The sequence below is a fragment of the Calothrix sp. PCC 7507 genome (assembly GCF_000316575.1).
GTDB lineage: Bacteria > Cyanobacteriota > Cyanobacteriia > Cyanobacteriales > Nostocaceae > Fortiea.
Genome location: NC_019682.1, coordinates 4,638,295 through 4,655,229 on the forward strand (window position 1 = coordinate 4,638,295; position 16,935 = coordinate 4,655,229).

Consider the following 16,935-nt stretch of genomic DNA (forward strand, 5'->3'; position numbering starts at 1 on the left):
ACTTCCAGAAAATAAATTATCCAATTTATTCAGATTTTATTTTTCTGACTCCCCCTGCTTACGGAGCGATTGGTTATTTTTTTATTTGGAAGTTCCTTAGAGTCCCTCGGCTTGCTGTTAAAGGTTAACAGCAAGCCACATTTCCTGGTGCGTTATCCGTTGATTGTAAGTAAGTCGGCACAATAAAAGCGAACCGTGTGAAGAAACCTAAACAAGGCTCAAACCTTATTGCTTTATCCCAGCGACAATTATTTACGCCGATTTACTTAGTTGTAATTGGTACATATGGTTAAACAAATTCCAGCAATATTCTTCTGGTAGGCCGCAGGTGACAGCACCTCGCAACACAATGTTAAAGTACCAATCATTTGGTGCGACTTCCTCTGCAAGTTTGTTTACTACTACATATGTGCGAACATTTTTATATATTCGGTCTTGGCAATGAATATCTACTAATTCTTGACTATAGACGCTTTGGGAAACACCTTCACGTATATCTAGGCGATCGCTCAATCGCCAGGGTAACTGATATAGCACACCTTTAACACTGGCTTTGGCATCTTTCACCACATCCAAAACACCGCATTGACGAGTAGGTGAATAGAGATAAAACCCCAATCGATAGCCTTTAAGTATGCCAGTATCAACGACATAAGGGTGAGTATGCTCACCTAGCGATCGCTTCAAATCCACTGGACACATACAAGATCCATAGGCAAAATAGTAGAACATCGGCTCTTCTTGTTGCCTTGGTTGCAGTTTCGACTCTAGCTTTGCCGGATCATAAGATTGCACCCAATTATGGTGTAAGTGTCCAATATGATTGCTCATTATTTCTAGAAGTATTCACCATAAATAAAAGTTTACCATCAAAAACAAAAATATACAACTGTAATCCGATAGATAAATCGTAGTTTTAATTTATACTGAATTTTAATAAAAAAATACCTCTTTAATCCACAGTCTACACACAAGCGATCAAATTACCCAAATTTTCAACGTAGTCCTGGAACAGCAAGACTAAACTACATCAAATACTACGTTTGTTGCGAATATTGCGAGTTGACAATCAGATTATGATCAGCTACTATATTTGTAGTACATGTGTAGCTAAAAGTAACACTAAACTGCTCAAAAAAGGCATAAGACTATGCGACTGAAAAGATGGGAATCACCCCGCCGAGAAGGCAGGAATGACAAAGGCAAAGGCGGTTCAGCGAGAAAGCGACAACTCAAAAAGCAAAGGCAAATGCTCCGGCAAAAACTCAAAGAAGCTAACAAAGCAGACAATAACAAAAATAATCGACAGGGGGAAGAAAAGCAAATCTTCCCCCTATTTTTTGCGCTTTCATATTATAAGCAAAAAAAGCACAGCATGATTATTTAAGTACACCGTAATTTCTGTGGTAATTGATAAGTTTGAATTCCCATAAGTATTTAATAGAGATTTTGACAAAACATTTAATTCTACACAAAATATTTCTCCAAAAAATCTATACATAACTAGATATAGCAAAGTTATTATGGTTGCATGAACTAATTAAAAATAAATTATGAAGTAAAAATAAATTTTGCTCTGCATAATGTAAAAGCCTTTGATTTAAACCGTAAACTAATATACGGTGGCAGGTAAATGGTAGGAATAGGCAGAGTAGCTGAAAGTTGACTGACAAAGGGATAGAATCTTCATATGTGCATGTCACCCCATGCTGTAGCGGTTTTCCGATCAGTGAGGTACAGTTTTAAATCGCCAAGCCTGTAGGGGCGGGGTTTTCCCGCCCTTGATCGTATTGCATCAGACAGAGAACCGCTATAAAAGCCTGGAAAAAGTCACTTGATGTTGATAATGCACTAAGCAATCAATAGGATTTTTGTATTTGATACAAGGAGCGTCTATGGTGGGAAGAGTGTTTCTACCTACTAAAAAAGTGCTTGATTTTCCCATTACTGCCTTAGGCTTTAACGAACAGATACAAACAATAATGAAGTGGGCGATCGCTAAAGAAAGTAAAGCTGTATGTGTAGCTAATGTGCATATGTTAATGGAGGCTCATTGGCATCCAGAGTTTGCTAGTGTATTATGCAATGCAGACCTAGTTACTCCTGATGGAATGCCTCTAGTTTGGATGATGCGCCGACTAGGAGCGCATTACCAAGATCGTGTCGCCGGAATGGATATTTTCCTCGCATTGTGTCAGCTAATGCAAACACAAAATATCAGTATTTCTTTTGTAGGTTCCCAAACCGAAATTCTGTCTAAAATGCGAAAAAGGCTAGAGCAAGAATTCCCGCAACTGCAAATAGCAGTCATGGAACCCCTACCCTTTCATCCCCTAACAGAAACAGAAGACACAGATTTAATTAGCAAGATTAACTCAAGTGGCGCTGGTATAGTTTTGGTATCTCTGGGGTGTCCAAAACAAGAGCATTGGATGGCTCAACACAGAGGAAAAATTCAAGCAGTCATGATTGGATTGGGTGGAGTTTTCCCTGTTTACGCAGGAATTCAAAAACGCGCACCCCGTATAGTTCGAGACTTAGGTTTGGAATGGTTGTATCGCTGGATTCAAGAGCCACGCCGACTCTGGCGGCGCTATATAAAGACGATACCCCCCTTTATTTGGCTAGCTAGCAAACAATTGCTGTCATCAAGTCGTCTTGCAGGAGTTTTCTTGCAAGAAACTGGAGATTGAAGGAGTTTTGTCGGAACTATTCTGGATAGAGACAAATCAATATCATCTTCTAGACAGATGATCTAGTTACTGAAAAAGCCGACTATATTTTATAGACTATCCACTTTGTCAGTAAACAGTTATCAGGTTTGTCGGTGTAGGTAAAAAATACCACTAACACCTGACTGAAAACTGTTAATTTGAGATTGTTTGTAAGTTAAGGGTTCTGTGTTTCTTTTCTTTTTTATCAAACTTGAGAATTTTTCAATGTGTTCAAAGCATAGTTGAAAAGTGTTTTCAGCGACTCTGCTTTTTGCAAGTTTGATCAGAAAGAATCTGCTCTCCGATCAAGAGGTACTTCATGAGAGACAGGTATACAGTTGGGAAATTGATAGTAACCCTATCTAGCAAACAGTTCAAAAAATTAGCTAATTTCTCACAAGAATTATCTCAATTTAATCCCACGATCAGGCTAAAAATATAGGTCAGACAGGATTTGATCTAGGGATAAATTTCTGAGCTAGTTTGTCGTTATTGAGTTGATATTGACTTATCAGCTTAAATTTAGGCTGAATTCATGAAAAATCTCTATTCTAGTGGTGAAAAAAATCAGTATTTCTGCACCGATCATCTGAAGAAGGATCTAAAAAATCGTTCAATCCGGGGTGGTGCAGTCACAATGATTGCCCAAGTTTTTAAATTCAGCTTGAATTTAATATCTAATGTAGTGTTAGCTCGATTGTTGACACCGCAAGATTACGGAATAGTAGGTATGGTGACTGCCATTACTGGGTTTGTCACACTGTTCAAAGACTTAGGGTTATCAACTGCAACTGTCCAGAAAGAAGAGATTAATCACCAGCAAGTTAGTACTCTATTTTGGGTGAATATAGCTCTGAGCGTTGCTACTGCATTCATTACTGTGGCGATCGCACCGGTGCTGGCCTGGTTTTATGACCAACCCCGTTTGCTGGGGATTACTCTAGCGCTAGCAAGTGGATTCATTATTAGTGGATTTGGCGTGCAACACACAGCGTTGCTCAATCGCCAGATGCAATACAAAGCGCTGATGTTCAATGATCTTCTCTCGATGGCGCTGGGGATTGTGGCGGCGATCGCTGCAGCTTTGTTTGGTCTAGGCTATTGGGCATTAGTAATTATGCTACTGGTTTGTGCAGTTGTAAATACTGTAGGAGTTTGGATGAGCTGCGATTGGCGGCCAAGTCTTCCTGTAGGGCGATCGGGGATAGGCTCAATGCTGGCTTTTGGTGGTCATCTGACAGGCTTTGGTACGATTAACTATTTTGCTCGCAACCTCGACAACATTCTCATCGGGAGATATTGGGGTGCTGAACAATTGGGTTTATATGCTAAGGCTTATCAATTGCTACTACTACCGCTTACCCAGATTAGTACACCGATCGCACGTGTTGCTATTCCCACTTTGAGTAGAGTACAACAGGAACCGCAACAATTTCGCTACTACTATCTCAAAGCGATCGCCATAGTAGCCTTTTTGACTATGCCGACAGTCACTTTTCTGGTAATTGTCTCAGAAGAGATGATTGAATTACTGCTTGGTTCTCAATGGAATGGAACCGCAGAACTCTTTCGAGTTTTAAGCATATCTGCATTGGTTCAACCTATTTGTCACACCACTGCTTGGCTGTATGTCTCCACTGGTCGAGCTGATCGAATGTTCAAATGGGGTCTATTCTCTTCATCCTTAGTTGTGACATCATTTTTTGTCGGTTTACCACATCAAGCATCTGGAGTTGCTTTAGCCTACGCCATAGCAATGCTTTTACAGACTGTTCCTTGCATTTACTTTGCTATCCAAGGCACAGCTATCACCATGCTGGATGTATTGCAGACCATCCAACCAACATTCGTATCGTCCGTAGTCGCGAGTGCGATCGTCTTCGCTATCAAGATAATCATCAACGCCAGCCTGCCAATCTGGATCACAGTAATTATCTATTCTGTGGTGATGACCATAGTTTATCTCTTACTAATGTTCTATGTATTTGGTAAAAAATCTTTCTACTTAGGTCTTTTACGCAATTTTCAAAAATGAAATTTATCGCTAGTAACTTTAGTTAATAGTAAAGTGCCAAAACTCGGATGTGATGGGACTACTAAGTGCATTTCAAAAATAAAATTATTTGCTTATTTGATTGATATCATTGTGGTAATGGTAAATGGAAAATAATACATCACTGACAATTCTTGTTAATAGCACAGATAGTTATGACGATTGTTGGCAGCCTTTCTTTAAGCTTTTTTCTATCTACTGGACGAATTGTCCATATCCAATAGTTCTAAATACAAATAGAAAAACTTTCGCTTATCCAGGTTTAAATATTAAATGCTCTCAAGTAGGAATTGATGAATCAGGAAAAAGATTGAATTGGAGTGATCGCCTGATTCTCTGTCTAAATCAAATTAAGACAAAATACATACTTTATTTACAAGAAGACTACTTTCTCAACAATTACGTCAATTTTGGGATAATCAATGATTTTCTGCAAATTATGGAGCGAGAAGGTTATTCTCATATCCGAATTATGGAAATATTAAGTAATAAAAATGGGTTTTATGAAGATTCATCTAAATATCCTTTACTTTGGAAATTGGCTCAAAAATGCAACTATCGCCTGAGTTTGCAAGCAGGGCTTTGGGTAAAACATAGATTACTATTTTATCTGAAACCAAATGAGTCTGGATCGGAATTTGAGCGTTGGGGTTCCATCAGAGCCAACAAAAAACCAGACACATTTTATTGTCAAAATATCGACTATTTTAATCGAAAAGAGAAATTTATTTACCCTTACTATGCGACGGGAATTACTCAAGGAAAGTGGGTAGAAGCTGCTGTAGTTAATTTGTTTAAAACACATGAGATAGATGTTGACTACTCAAATAGAGGTTTTTGTCAGCCGAGACAACAACAGCTAATACTACAAAAAATGAGAACAAAAAGTCGGAAGTTATTCATTAAATTATTATCTGAGATATGAGTTGTGGTTTTCTTGGTTGACAGTTAACACAATGGAATAGGTAAATCCAAGGTCAATTAGCTGATTAATTTTAAATAGGAGTAGTTAATTAATGAAAGTGCTTGTGTCAGCCTATGCATGTAGACCAGATATGGGTTCTGAACCGGGACTAGGTTGGAACACAATTCAGGAACTAGCAAAAAAGCATCAAGTCTGGGTGCTAACTCGTGAAGATAATCGTCTATTTATTGACGCTGAAATCAAGAAAAAATCAATACCTAGACTAGAATTTATTTATTCTGATTTACCTGGTATTAAGTGGGGAGAAATTGGTTTTATAACTAGACATCTACATTACTACTTGTGGCAAATACAAGCATATTTTGTAGGACGCCAATTACATCAAGCAATTGGCTTTGAGACGCTACATCATGTTACTTACGGCACTTATACTTACCCTAGTTTTCTCTCTTTATTACCCGTTCCCTTTATTTGGGGGCCAGTTGGGGGTGGAGAATCTGCACCGTATGCTTTCTGGCAAGACTTCAATCTTCGTGGCAAAATTTATGAGATGCTACGAAGCTGGATTCGTTGGTGCAAAGAATATGATCCATTTTTGCGCTTAACTGCCAAGAAAAGTATTTTAGCCTGGGGAACAACTCAAGATACAGCAGGAAAATTGCAAAAACTTGGTGCGGTGAATGTGCGAATCTTTTCTGCTGTTGGTTTATCCCAGTCTGAAATAGCAAAACTTTCTCAGTTTCCCATACCGGATATCTTACCAGTTAAATTTTTTAGTATCGGCAGACTATTACATTGGAAAGGATTTCATTTAGGTTTGAGAGCGTTCGCCCAAGCAGCCATACCTAATAGTGAATACTGGATTCTTGGGGACGGGCCAGAACGCCAACATCTGCAAACTCTTACTAAAAAACTAGGTATTTCTGAACAAATTAAGTTTTGGGGTCAACTCCCAAGAGAGCAAATCTTTCAACTCTTAGGGGAGTCTCATATCTTGGTTCATCCCAGTCTACATGAGTCGGGAGGATTCGTTTGTATGGAAGCAATGGCTGCAGGTCGCCCAGTGATTTGCTTGGATTTGGGGGGACCGGCTTTGCAAGTGACAGAAGATACAGGCTTCAAGATTCCGGCTCATACTCCGGAACAAACAGTGTGTGACTTAGCTAAGGCGATGACTCGTTTGGCTTTGGACGCAGATTTGCGCCGACAGATGGGACAAGCTGGTCAAAAGTTGGCTAGGGAGAACTTTGCTTGGGAAGTTAAGGGTCAGCTTTTAGCTCAATTTTATGAAGAGATTCTGAGACCAATAAAAAAAGAATACGACAGATGGAATGAGCAAAAGCTTATACAGTAGCTCTCTGACAATCCAAAATCTGTCTTTGAAAGTTCTGTTCGCTCTTAGCGTTGGCGAAGCCATCGCCGGAAGCCAGCGCTCAGACTTTCCGTAAAATCTAAAATGGTACGAGTTCCTCATGCGGATATTAAGTATACATAACAACTATCAGATTCGTGGTGGTGAAGACGAATCTTGCGAGGCGGAAGAGAGCCTGTTACGGGAAATGGGTCACGAAGTTGATGTCTATAAAGAACACAACGATCGCATAGCAACAATTTCTCAGGTATCGATCGCCCTGAGAACCGTCTGGTCAACGGAGTCTTACAACATTGTTAAACACAAACTTAGGCGATCGCATTGTCATCTTGTCCACATCCAGAATTTTTTCCCGTTAATTTCACCATCTGTCTACTATGCAGCCAAGTCTGCAGGCTTACCTGTAGTCCAGACACTGCGAAATTACCGTCTTCTCTGTCCCAATGGCTTATTTTTTCGTGATGGAGAGGTTTGTGAGGATTGCTTAGGGAAGTCTGTTCCTCTTCCTGGGGTTTTACATGGCTGCTATCGTCAACATCATTTAGCAACCACAGCTGTAGCCAGCATGTTAACTTTACACCGTCTCATGCACACTTGGACAGAAATGGTAGATTTTTATATCACCTTAACTGAGTTTGCACGGCAGAAGTTGATTGCAGGTGGTTTACCCGCAAAAAAAATTGTCGTTAAGCCTAACTTTGTACATCCTGACCCTGGTGTAGGTCAAGGTTCCGGTGGCTATGCTCTATTTGTCGGTAGACTTTCCACAGAAAAAGGACTAGACACCTTACTTGCGGCTTGGGAACATTTAGATGGAAAAGTTCCCTTGAAAATTGTCGGGGATGGTCCCTTGGCGGCTCAGGTAATTGCATCAGTAAATCGACTACCCAATGTGGAATGGCTGGGGCGCAGATCGATGTCAGAGGTATATAATCTCATGGGAGAGGCGATGTTTGTCATCTTTCCTTCCAAGTGGTATGAAACCTTTGGTCGGGTAGCAGTTGAAGCATTTGCTAAAGGTACTCCCGTAATTGCTGCCAATATTGGAGCGATCGCCGAATTAGTAGAATCTGGTCGTACAGGCTTACATTTTACACCTGGCGACTCAGAAGATTTAACAGCCAAGGTGTTATGGGCTATAGCAAATCCAGCCTTACTTCATCAGATGCGCCAAGAAGCCAGATCTGAGTTTGAACTGAAGTACACAGCACAACAAAACTACCAGCAAATCATGGCTATTTATCAACTAGTTGCTTGTACTTCATAGCATTAATTTTAGGCTATTTTAATCAACACTTTAATGCGATATATAGGACTACGATTTGATTTTTGAACAGATACGTAGTGGCGTGACAAGGCTAAAATGGGGCAAAAAAAATTGTAGCTAGTAGGTTGGGTGGAGGCTTTGCGTAACCCAACATTCTGATATATAGGCATCCGGTTTGATTATTGAAAAAATTCCGTACAATTTAATCTTAAGTGTAGGGTGGGCAATGCCCACCAAAACCATGACATGGTGGGCATTGCCCACCCTACTTGGATTGCCAAATTCAAGGATGAATCCTATATATCCAGATAAATAATTTCATAATTTTCATACCCAATTATCACAGGCAAAATATCAGATGCTAGGAGACAGAAGTCATTCATTTATTACTCATCCAAAAAAAACTTTCCTAGGTGATAAATTTCTAGTTTGGCATAGCTGGATGCTCTTAGGTTACGCCCTTTGTGGCAGAGGGTTTTCGTATTTTGGTATTGCTCCTGCTTACATTGGTGAAATTACCCTGATTTTTGGGTTAGTAACTTTAAGCATTAACAAATCAATTCTGAAAATTATTAAACTACCTCAAACATGGTTTTTGATACTTTTCATGCTGTGGTGTTCCATCAATACAATACCTTATTTCTCCAAATATGGCTTATATACTTTCCGAGATGCGGCAATTTGGTATTATAGTTTCTTTGCTTTAATAGTCGCTACTCTACTAGTTGGTAGACCACAGCGATTACTATTTATGGTTGAGCAATATAAAATTTTTAGCAAGATTTTTATAATTATTATTCCTGTTTTATGGGTAGTATCAAAAGGAGTACAATTGCCCATCATGCCAGGTTCAAGAGATATAGAGATAATTACTCTTAAACCCGCTGATACATTAACTCATTTATCGGCGATCGCTACTTTTTTTATCAGTTCAAATTTACTACAATTTAAACCTATATTGTTTATATTAATGTTTTTAATTAACTTGGGAGTTGTCATTATAAATGCCAACCGTGCAGGCTCACTCGCATTTTTGAATGTTTTCACCTTATTAAGTATTACTAATTATCGAAAAAGTAAGATTTGGCAAATAATGTCTTTTGTACTATTTATAATCTTGTTGTGCTTCATTATCAATCCCGAATTATTTCAGCCTTTAATTACCAAAATAAATAGTATTTTTATTGATAATAAAGAAAGACAGGGAACAAAAACTTTTCGTTTAGCGTGGTGGAATTATATTATTAACTACACTTTTTTTGGAGACTATTTCTGGACAGGCAAAGGTTTCGGTATAAATTTGGCAACTGATTCTGGTTTTGATCCTCTAGGTGATGGTTTTGTTCGCAGCCCACACAATGGACATATAACAATCCTCGCACGTACCGGTGTTCCGGGTTTAGTTCTATGGTTGTTAGTTCAACTTAGTTGGGCTGGAGGCATACTGTTCAAATATTATCAATGTAGAGTCCAGAAGCAATTAAAATGGGCGGGTATATTTCTGACCCTTCTCACTTATTGGGTAGCAGCTATGACTGTAACAACATTTGAGGTAGTGATTGAAGGACCAACAGGTGGTATTTGGATATGGACAATGTATGGTGTAGGTCTAGCAGCAATGAAAATTTATCAGCGTTATCCTCAAATTTTATATTGAATAAAAACTATAGCAGTCCGCTTTGATTTTTGAACTACAGGTAGGGGAGCCACTGCTCGACTAGAGTTTCCCGGCTTAAAGGAGCCAGCCTGGGCGGGTTTCCCGACTTGAGCGGACTGGCGTCAAGTGGTGTTGGGCATTGCCCACCCTACAATTCTACAATTCTTCTTAACTAGTGGTCTGTCCCATTAATTTTGCTGATCTGCTAGATTCCCGACTTCTTAAAGAAGTCGGGAATCTGAACACCACAAACCTCTCAGAACTTATGAAATAGACTACTGATAGCGAATGAAATGGAGAACATCACGAACAACGCTATAGCCAGCTAAATCCCAAAGTAAGTAGGCAAGAAAGCCAATCATTGCGAAGCGACCGTTCCAAATTTCCGCTTGAGGAGTCCAGCCGAATAGGAAAGCATTACGGTCTAAATTGTTATATTCTGGAACAATTGGGGGTAAATCCTTAGAAGTGCGAGGTTGCATTTTTTTGTCCTGAATAATTTGATTTGCTCCTTAAATTTAGCTATTCCTTAGCAAACTGATTTCCGCCTGTAGATACAAACTAAAAGCACTACTTGTGGACGGTAATCAGAAGCCTATTGATGCCAATAAATCCACCTCCAGGGGGTGATAAACAATTCAAAATTCAAAATTGCAGATAGTTTATCGGGTGCTTTTAATTTGCATTTGCAGCAATTCTTCGGAAAATTATCGGAAAATTATGCAGTTTCGTTGCCAAAGTTCTACCTAACGCTAGATGAGCGTATCAAACTTTAGAGAGATGCTTTAAGCGCCTAAATTCCACGATTCTGAGAGCAGTAAGAGGTAGGTATTGTCACAAATACAAAGTTGCTACTTGCTTAATTTTTAATTTCCTCACATTTAGGCTTATAGAAAGGAAATACCATGTTTCAGAGTATGGAAAATATGCTGGGGCTTGCACAGTTGCCAGTAGAGACATCAACACTTACACCAACGCAAGCATCAGCTCTCATTTCTGGGCCGCGTTTCTTTGTTGCTTTAATCTCAGGTGTGATTTTGGCGTTTGCTTTCCAATTAGTATTGACAAATCTCTCCTTTGCTGCTGGTATTTCTTACCTGGGGCGTTCATCTAACTCAGATGCAGAGACTGAGGAAGGGGGAAGTTTAGGCGGTACGATTCGCAAAATTGGTACAGCACTGGGGATGTGGACATTAGTCTCGGTGACAGTTGCTTTATTAATTGCTTCTTTCCTCGCCGTCAAACTAAGCCTTGTGATTTTAGACCCAAGATTAGGAGCAATTTTGGGGTTGGTGATTTGGGGTGCATACTTCTTGTTGCTCGTGTGGTTTAGTTCTACGACTGTAGGGTCTTTAATTGGCTCAGTATTTCACAGCGCCACTTCTGGTTTTCAAGCAATTATGGGAACCGCTACCGCCGCACTAGGGGCAAAAGCTGTTAATAATCAAGTGGTAGCGACAGCTGAAGCCGCCGCCGCCGCTGTGCGTCGAGAATTCGGTAGTGTTATGGACCCAGTTAGTATTAAAGAGAACATAGAGGATTACATAGATAAGCTACGTCCCCCAGAGTTGGATATATCCAAGATTCGCGGTGACTTTGAAAAGTTACTCAACGATCCACAATTTAAAGCCATCGCCAGCAGTCCAGAACTCCGCAACATCGATCGCCAGCGGTTTATCAATTTGGTGAGCGATCGCACCGACCTTTCTAAACGTGATGTTAACCGCATCTCGGATACGCTGTATAAACTGTGGCAGCAAGTAGTGAGTGAGCAAGAACCTAGCCAAGACAAATTTGGTGAGTTAGTTAACTATTTGAAATCTCTACCACCAGGACAAGCTAAAACGGATGAACTCAACACCAAACTGGAGAGGTTAATCGCCGAAACACGCACCTCTAAGGACACTAACCAAAAGATACCAGGCCCAATTCAGCAAGGATTATCAGCGCTGACGGGGATTGTTTTGGGAAGGACGGATCTTTCGGATTTGGATGTGGAAAAAATTTGGCGATCGCTATCTACAGCCAAAGATCAGGTGACTGAAAAAGCTGGTCAGATGGGGTTACTCACTTCATCACAACCCTATAGCCCAATTCGCGCCGATGTCGAAAACTACCTGCATAATACTTATGCTTGGCAATTGAGTCCAGAAAGAATTACCCAGGAATTTCGTGATGTCATCTACGATCCGGCGGCGAACCCTGGATTAGTGCGACGGGAATTAGAGGGACTGGAACGCAAAAATTTTGTCAATCTCCTCCAACAGCGGGGATTGCTGACTCAAGAACAAATCCAGCGAATTGCAGATCAGCTAGAATCTGTCCGCCAAGAAGTGCTAGTGACAGTCATATCCATCGAAGAAAGGGAGATATTACAAGACTTACAACGGCGAGTAGAAAGTTATTTGCTCGTTAGTAGTAAAGCCGATTTGACTCCAGAAGGGATGGAGCGCAATTTCAAACCGTTGTTGTCCGATGCAGATGCTGATTATGAAATCCAATCCCGGCGACTCGCACAATTTGACCGCCAGGAACTACGGAAGATTCTGTGGGAACGCAACGACATTCAGCCAGAAGAAATAGAAATAATTCTGGATGATTTAGAAAAACAACGCGATCGCGTCTTGGTAGAATCTCAAGGGCTGGCAGAACAAGCAAAATATCAAGCAGAGTCCCTGTGGTTGAATGTCGAGTCATATCTGCGGAACACTGGGAAAGGGGAATTAAACCCTGATGCAATCCGTGCTGATCTCAAACGCCTGTTAGCAGATCCCCAAGGTGGCGCTATCGCAATTCGGGCGCGGTTGTCTCGCTTTGACCGCGACACCTTAGTCAAGTTGTTGAGTCAGCGGGATGATGTGAGCGAATATCAAGCTAATCAAATTATCGATACTGTTGAGGAATCATGGCATGATATCCGCCATGCACCGCAAGCATTAGCACAGAAAGCTAAGGATCAATATGACTCTGTTACTACCAGCATCGCAGATTACCTGCGGGCAACAGGTAAAGCAGAACTCAACCCTGAAGGTATTCAACGGGATTTAAACAGACTGTTTGAAAACCCGAAAGATGGAGCTGTGGCTCTGCGTCGTCGGTTGTCACACATAGACAGAGACACCCTAGTGAAACTGCTGAGTCAACGTCAAGACTTGAGTGAACAGCAAGTCAACGAGATTATTGATTCCGTACAAACTTCAATTCGGAGCTTTGTCGGCGCTCCTCGTCGTCTAGCTACTAGAACCCAGCAAAGAATGGAAACCTTCAAGGGTTATCTGGAGGAGTATTTGCGGCAAACTGGTAAAGAAGAACTCAACCCTGAAGGTATTAAACGCGACCTACAACTGTTATTGCATGATCCGCGAGTGGGAGTAGAAAGTTTGAGCGATCGCCTTTCCCATTTTGACCGTTCGACAATTATCGCTCTGCTGAAAATTCGAGAAGATATTTCTGATGAGGAAGCAGCACGAATTGCCGATAACATCGTTTCAGTACAGGAGCAATTTGTCGAACAAATACGCAACATCCAACGCCAAATTCAAGACGCAGTTGAGGGAGTTTTTGCCCGCATCCGTAACTATCTCAATTCCTTAGATCGCCCAGAACTCAACTATGATGGCATTAAGCACGATGTCCGTCAGTTGTTTGCAGATCCTCAAGCGGGATTTGATGCATTGCGCGATCGCCTATCTTCCTTTGACCGCGATACCCTAGTAGCAGTCATCAGTTCCCGTGAGGATATCTCTGAGGAAGATGCCAACCGCATTATTGACCAAATTGAACGCGCCCGCAACACCGTATTGGAACGAGCAGAACGCCTACAACATGAAGCGCAACGCCGTCTAGAACAGATGAAGCACCAGGCACAGCGTCAAGCAGAAGAAACCCGTAAAGCCGCAGCTACAGCCGCTTGGTGGTTGTTTGCGACAGCCGTTGTCTCGGCAATTTTCTCAGCCTTAGGTGGAGCAAGTGCTGTGATTGTGTAGCTTGACCTTACTCAGTTCTGAGTTCTGAGGAAACCCAGGGCGGGGAAACCCAGGGCGGGGAAACCCCGCCCCTACAATTTATCCTATATATCTGTTGAATTTTAACTAAAAGTTCCTGCCGTCTCACTCACAACTTTTACAGATTCCGGCTCAATTGTATTTATCTGAATAAATTCACCTGCCCGCCAACTATCTGCTATATCCTTAATAAAACTGGCAAGAGGAATGGCAATTAATAAACCTAAAACTCCTCCCAATTTAGCTCCTATCAATAAAGAAACTACTACCCACACAGGATTTAAGCCAGTCAAATTACCCAAAATGCGGGGTGCGACAAAATTAGCATTCACTTGGTCAATTGCTACAGCTACACCTAAAACCTCGACCCCTAACCAAAAGTTTTGCAACGCCACTAAAGAACTGACTATGGCGATACCTATTCCTGTACCAAAAGGGAAAAGAGAAAACAAGCCAATCCCGATGCCAAAAAGTAGTGCCAAAGGAACTTGCAGCGCAAAAAATGCTAGCGTAATTGTCAATCCCAACACAGCCCCCAACGTTGCCTGACCGATAAAGTAATTGTGGAAATCCTCCCGCAGTATTTGCCGTACTTTGGAAGCAATGTGTGCAGGAAACCACTGAAAAACGCCGTTCCACAGACGTTCGCCATTCAATACCATGTAGACAGTCAACACTACAGCCAGTAAGACGTTGACGACAATACCGATGGTATCAACTGCAAAAGTCAGGATTTTACCAGTGAAAGACTGAATTTGACTAGATAATCGGTCTAAAATTTGGGTAACTAAACCACTTAAATTAATGGGAAGTTCCTGTTGATTTAAAGCCCAATCTTGAAAAGCTTGTAATTGTTGAGTGCCAGAATCTATCCAACTAGGTAAGATGTTAGCCAGTTCGTTAAGTTGTTCGATAATCAGCGGCACTAAGATAATACCTAATGCCACTAATGTCACCACAGCTAACAGCAACACTCCCCCAATAGCCAAATTGCGATTTACTCCACGTTCCTGGAGAAACTGGATGGGATAGTTCAACACAAAAGCCAGAATCACGGCGGCTGTGAAAATACTGACTAGAGGTTGAAAATACTGTATTACCTGGATTAATAGCCAACCGTTAAGAATGGCGATGGGAAATGCCAGTCCGAGACTTAACCATTTTGGCAGTTTGTTTGCTGATTGCATGAGTAGCGGCTCCACGCGATATCTAACCTTATTTTGACCCCTGGATGCTGGAATCATGCAAAAGCATATCGCTATCTGGAATAATTAGGACTTACGCATTGACAGGAAAAACTAAATATGGGAAGAGGCAGAGCGACAGGCAATCAGACAGACTAAAGGGATGTCTCTCTCGGTGATGAAGCAAATCTTAACCATTAAAACCCAGACTAAGACTTTGGAATCCACACAGAAACGGAACCAGCACTGCATCGAAAATCAGCCCAGCCCTCATCATTCGTTGTGATGGGTTCGCTGAAATGCTCAGTGATATCAATGTAAGTGCTGTTGGGTTGCCCAACTTCCATCCACTTAGTCCCTTCTCCTCCATTACTCAGAACAACAGCCATACCGCCAGGATGTTCTTCATCTCCTTTGCGTGTCCAGCCGATTGTATTAGCGTGGTCGAAGTAATCGTATTGGTCACCATAGGCATAGGTCTGACGAGCGTGCAAAAATTTATCAATTATCCATTGATGACTATCGAGCCAAATCTCGTACTCATTGCCATCTGGACCTTTATCCTTATAATGAGCACCATAGTAATCGGCATAGAAGATACAGGGATAACCTTCAGCCCGGAGTAGAATCAACGCATAAGCCAAGGGTTTAAACCAGCCTTCCACTACAGACTCTAACGACTGCAAGGGTTGAGAATCGTGATTGTCTACTAAGGTGACGGCTAAAGTAGGTTGCTGTTGCACCAAGGTGTTATCAAATATCTGCCGCATATCGTAGTCATTGCCTTGTTTGCTGGCAGCACTAAAGTTATAGTGCAATGGCGCATCAAACAACAGCACATCGCCACCGGTGATGCTAATGAAATGGTGCAGCGCTTCAACTTCATAAGACCAATACTCACCAACAGCAAAAAGATCGCGACCTGCCTTTTGGCGACAGTGTTGCAGCCATTCTGGGAAAAAGCCAGCTCTGACGTGTTTAACGGCATCAAAACGAAAGCCATCTACATCAGTGGTTTCTACAAACCACTCACCCCAGCGATTCAACTCCTCACGCACTTCTGGACTCTCCATATCCAGATCGCATCCCATAAGATAGTCGAAAGCGCCTTTTTCTAGGTCAACGTTGTCGTCAAATTTTTTATCTTTGAACAGATAAACTGCATTTTCACCTTCGTTGTAAACGTTGTAATCAACTGCGTCGAAGTGCCACCAGTGCCATTCCATATTGGAGTATTTGCCCTGGCGACCTGGAAAGGTAAAGTGAGTCCATACTTTAATCGTTTGCATCTCACCGATGGGCTGGTTGCGATCGTCTGGATTATAAGGCGTTGCTTCTACTTCTTCGGGTTCGTCTGCACCTAACTTGTGGTTGAGGACAATATCAGCATACACTCGAATACCAGCAGCTTTTGCCGCCTTGACAGCCGCGATATACTCGTCTTTTGTGCCGTACTTTGTCCTAACCGAGCCTTTCTGATCAAACTCGCCTAGATCGTACATATCGTAGACCCCGTAGCCAACATCGTAGCCACCTGCCGTTCCTTTGTAAGCTGGGGGTAACCAAACAGATGTAACACCTGCATCAGCTAACTCTTTGACTTTCTCTTTAAACTCATTCCAAAGATTGCCATCTGGAGGGATATACCAATGGAAGTACTGCATCATTACACCATTCAGCTGAGCCATGTGTATCCCTCTGGTAAAATTTTCGATGAATTGTGATTTCCAACACAAGGAGTGTACATTAAGTTTTATTT

Annotated in this window: 12 protein-coding genes; 8 read left to right on the top strand and 4 right to left on the bottom strand. The window is 41.4% G+C overall.

Annotation, left to right across the window (positions count from 1 at the left end; all coding sequences use genetic code 11):
* Positions 1-252: 252 nt before the first annotated feature.
* Positions 253-831: a gamma-glutamylcyclotransferase gene (locus CAL7507_RS19865; RefSeq protein WP_015130280.1), complete on the bottom strand. Its 579-nt coding sequence runs from the start codon at positions 829-831 to the stop codon at positions 253-255.
* A 319-nt stretch (positions 832-1,150) separates the two neighbouring features.
* Here CAL7507_RS19865 and CAL7507_RS19870 point away from each other — a divergent pair, with 319 nt between their 5' ends.
* From CAL7507_RS19870 to CAL7507_RS19900, 7 genes are all read left to right on the top strand, one after another.
* Positions 1,151-1,387: a hypothetical protein gene (locus tag CAL7507_RS19870; protein ID WP_015130281.1), complete on the top strand. Its 237-nt coding sequence runs from the start codon at positions 1,151-1,153 to the stop codon at positions 1,385-1,387.
* A gap of 508 nt (positions 1,388-1,895) precedes the next feature.
* The gene (locus CAL7507_RS19875) at positions 1,896-2,693 is read left to right on the top strand and encodes a WecB/TagA/CpsF family glycosyltransferase (protein WP_015130282.1); all 798 of its coding nucleotides are present in this window, start codon (positions 1,896-1,898) and stop codon (positions 2,691-2,693) included.
* A gap of 556 nt (positions 2,694-3,249) precedes the next feature.
* Positions 3,250-4,749, top strand: coding sequence for a lipopolysaccharide biosynthesis protein (locus CAL7507_RS19880; RefSeq protein ID WP_015130283.1), 1,500 nt, complete (start codon positions 3,250-3,252; stop codon positions 4,747-4,749).
* 124 nt (positions 4,750-4,873) lie between these two features.
* Positions 4,874-5,692: a hypothetical protein gene (locus CAL7507_RS19885; RefSeq protein WP_015130284.1), complete on the top strand. Its 819-nt coding sequence runs from the start codon at positions 4,874-4,876 to the stop codon at positions 5,690-5,692.
* A 91-nt stretch (positions 5,693-5,783) separates the two neighbouring features.
* Positions 5,784-7,046 carry a glycosyltransferase family 4 protein gene (locus CAL7507_RS19890; protein WP_015130285.1) on the top strand — a complete coding sequence of 421 codons (1,263 nt, stop codon included), beginning with the start codon at positions 5,784-5,786 and terminating at the stop codon, positions 7,044-7,046.
* Between the two features lie 118 nt (positions 7,047-7,164).
* Positions 7,165-8,331, top strand: coding sequence for a glycosyltransferase family 4 protein (locus tag CAL7507_RS19895; protein ID WP_015130286.1), 1,167 nt, complete (start codon positions 7,165-7,167; stop codon positions 8,329-8,331).
* A gap of 358 nt (positions 8,332-8,689) precedes the next feature.
* Entirely contained in the window at positions 8,690-9,988 is a 1,299-nt protein-coding gene (locus CAL7507_RS19900) for an O-antigen ligase (RefSeq protein WP_015130287.1), read from the top strand.
* Positions 9,989-10,263: 275 nt separating this feature from the next.
* Here CAL7507_RS19900 and CAL7507_RS19905 read toward each other — a convergent pair whose 3' ends face one another.
* Positions 10,264-10,470, bottom strand: a complete 207-nt coding sequence (locus tag CAL7507_RS19905; RefSeq protein ID WP_015130288.1) for a chlorophyll a/b-binding protein — start codon at positions 10,468-10,470, stop codon at positions 10,264-10,266.
* Between the two features lie 423 nt (positions 10,471-10,893).
* Between CAL7507_RS19905 and CAL7507_RS19910 the strand changes: the two genes are divergently transcribed.
* Positions 10,894-13,974: a hypothetical protein gene (locus CAL7507_RS19910; RefSeq protein ID WP_015130289.1), complete on the top strand. Its 3,081-nt coding sequence runs from the start codon at positions 10,894-10,896 to the stop codon at positions 13,972-13,974.
* 101 nt (positions 13,975-14,075) lie between these two features.
* On the opposite strand, the gene CAL7507_RS19915 is transcribed toward CAL7507_RS19910, so the two are convergent.
* Together CAL7507_RS19915 and CAL7507_RS19920 are read right to left on the bottom strand one after the other, a co-directional pair.
* On the bottom strand, positions 14,076-15,179 hold the full coding sequence (locus CAL7507_RS19915) for an AI-2E family transporter (protein ID WP_015130290.1): 1,104 nt from the start codon (positions 15,177-15,179) through the stop codon (positions 14,076-14,078).
* A gap of 206 nt (positions 15,180-15,385) precedes the next feature.
* Positions 15,386-16,864: an alpha-amylase gene (locus tag CAL7507_RS19920; protein WP_015130291.1), complete on the bottom strand. Its 1,479-nt coding sequence runs from the start codon at positions 16,862-16,864 to the stop codon at positions 15,386-15,388.
* Positions 16,865-16,935 lie beyond the last annotated feature (71 nt).

Bases quoted from the DNA above. Each gene is read 5' to 3' on its own strand.
- CAL7507_RS19890 (WP_015130285.1), top strand. From the start codon at position 5,784: ATGAAAGTGCTTGTGTCAGCCTATGCATGTAGACCAGATATGGGTTCT.
- CAL7507_RS19865 (WP_015130280.1), bottom strand. From the start codon at position 831: ATGAGCAATCATATTGGACACTTACACCATAATTGGGTGCAATCTTAT.
- CAL7507_RS19870 (WP_015130281.1), top strand. From the start codon at position 1,151: ATGCGACTGAAAAGATGGGAATCACCCCGCCGAGAAGGCAGGAATGAC.
- CAL7507_RS19920 (WP_015130291.1), bottom strand. From the start codon at position 16,864: ATGGCTCAGCTGAATGGTGTAATGATGCAGTACTTCCATTGGTATATC.
- CAL7507_RS19885 (WP_015130284.1), top strand. From the start codon at position 4,874: ATGGAAAATAATACATCACTGACAATTCTTGTTAATAGCACAGATAGT.
- CAL7507_RS19880 (WP_015130283.1), top strand. From the start codon at position 3,250: ATGAAAAATCTCTATTCTAGTGGTGAAAAAAATCAGTATTTCTGCACC.
- CAL7507_RS19905 (WP_015130288.1), bottom strand. From the start codon at position 10,470: ATGCAACCTCGCACTTCTAAGGATTTACCCCCAATTGTTCCAGAATAT.
- CAL7507_RS19915 (WP_015130290.1), bottom strand. From the start codon at position 15,179: ATGCAATCAGCAAACAAACTGCCAAAATGGTTAAGTCTCGGACTGGCA.
- CAL7507_RS19895 (WP_015130286.1), top strand. From the start codon at position 7,165: ATGCGGATATTAAGTATACATAACAACTATCAGATTCGTGGTGGTGAA.
- CAL7507_RS19900 (WP_015130287.1), top strand. From the start codon at position 8,690: ATGCTAGGAGACAGAAGTCATTCATTTATTACTCATCCAAAAAAAACT.
- CAL7507_RS19875 (WP_015130282.1), top strand. From the start codon at position 1,896: ATGGTGGGAAGAGTGTTTCTACCTACTAAAAAAGTGCTTGATTTTCCC.
- CAL7507_RS19910 (WP_015130289.1), top strand. From the start codon at position 10,894: ATGTTTCAGAGTATGGAAAATATGCTGGGGCTTGCACAGTTGCCAGTA.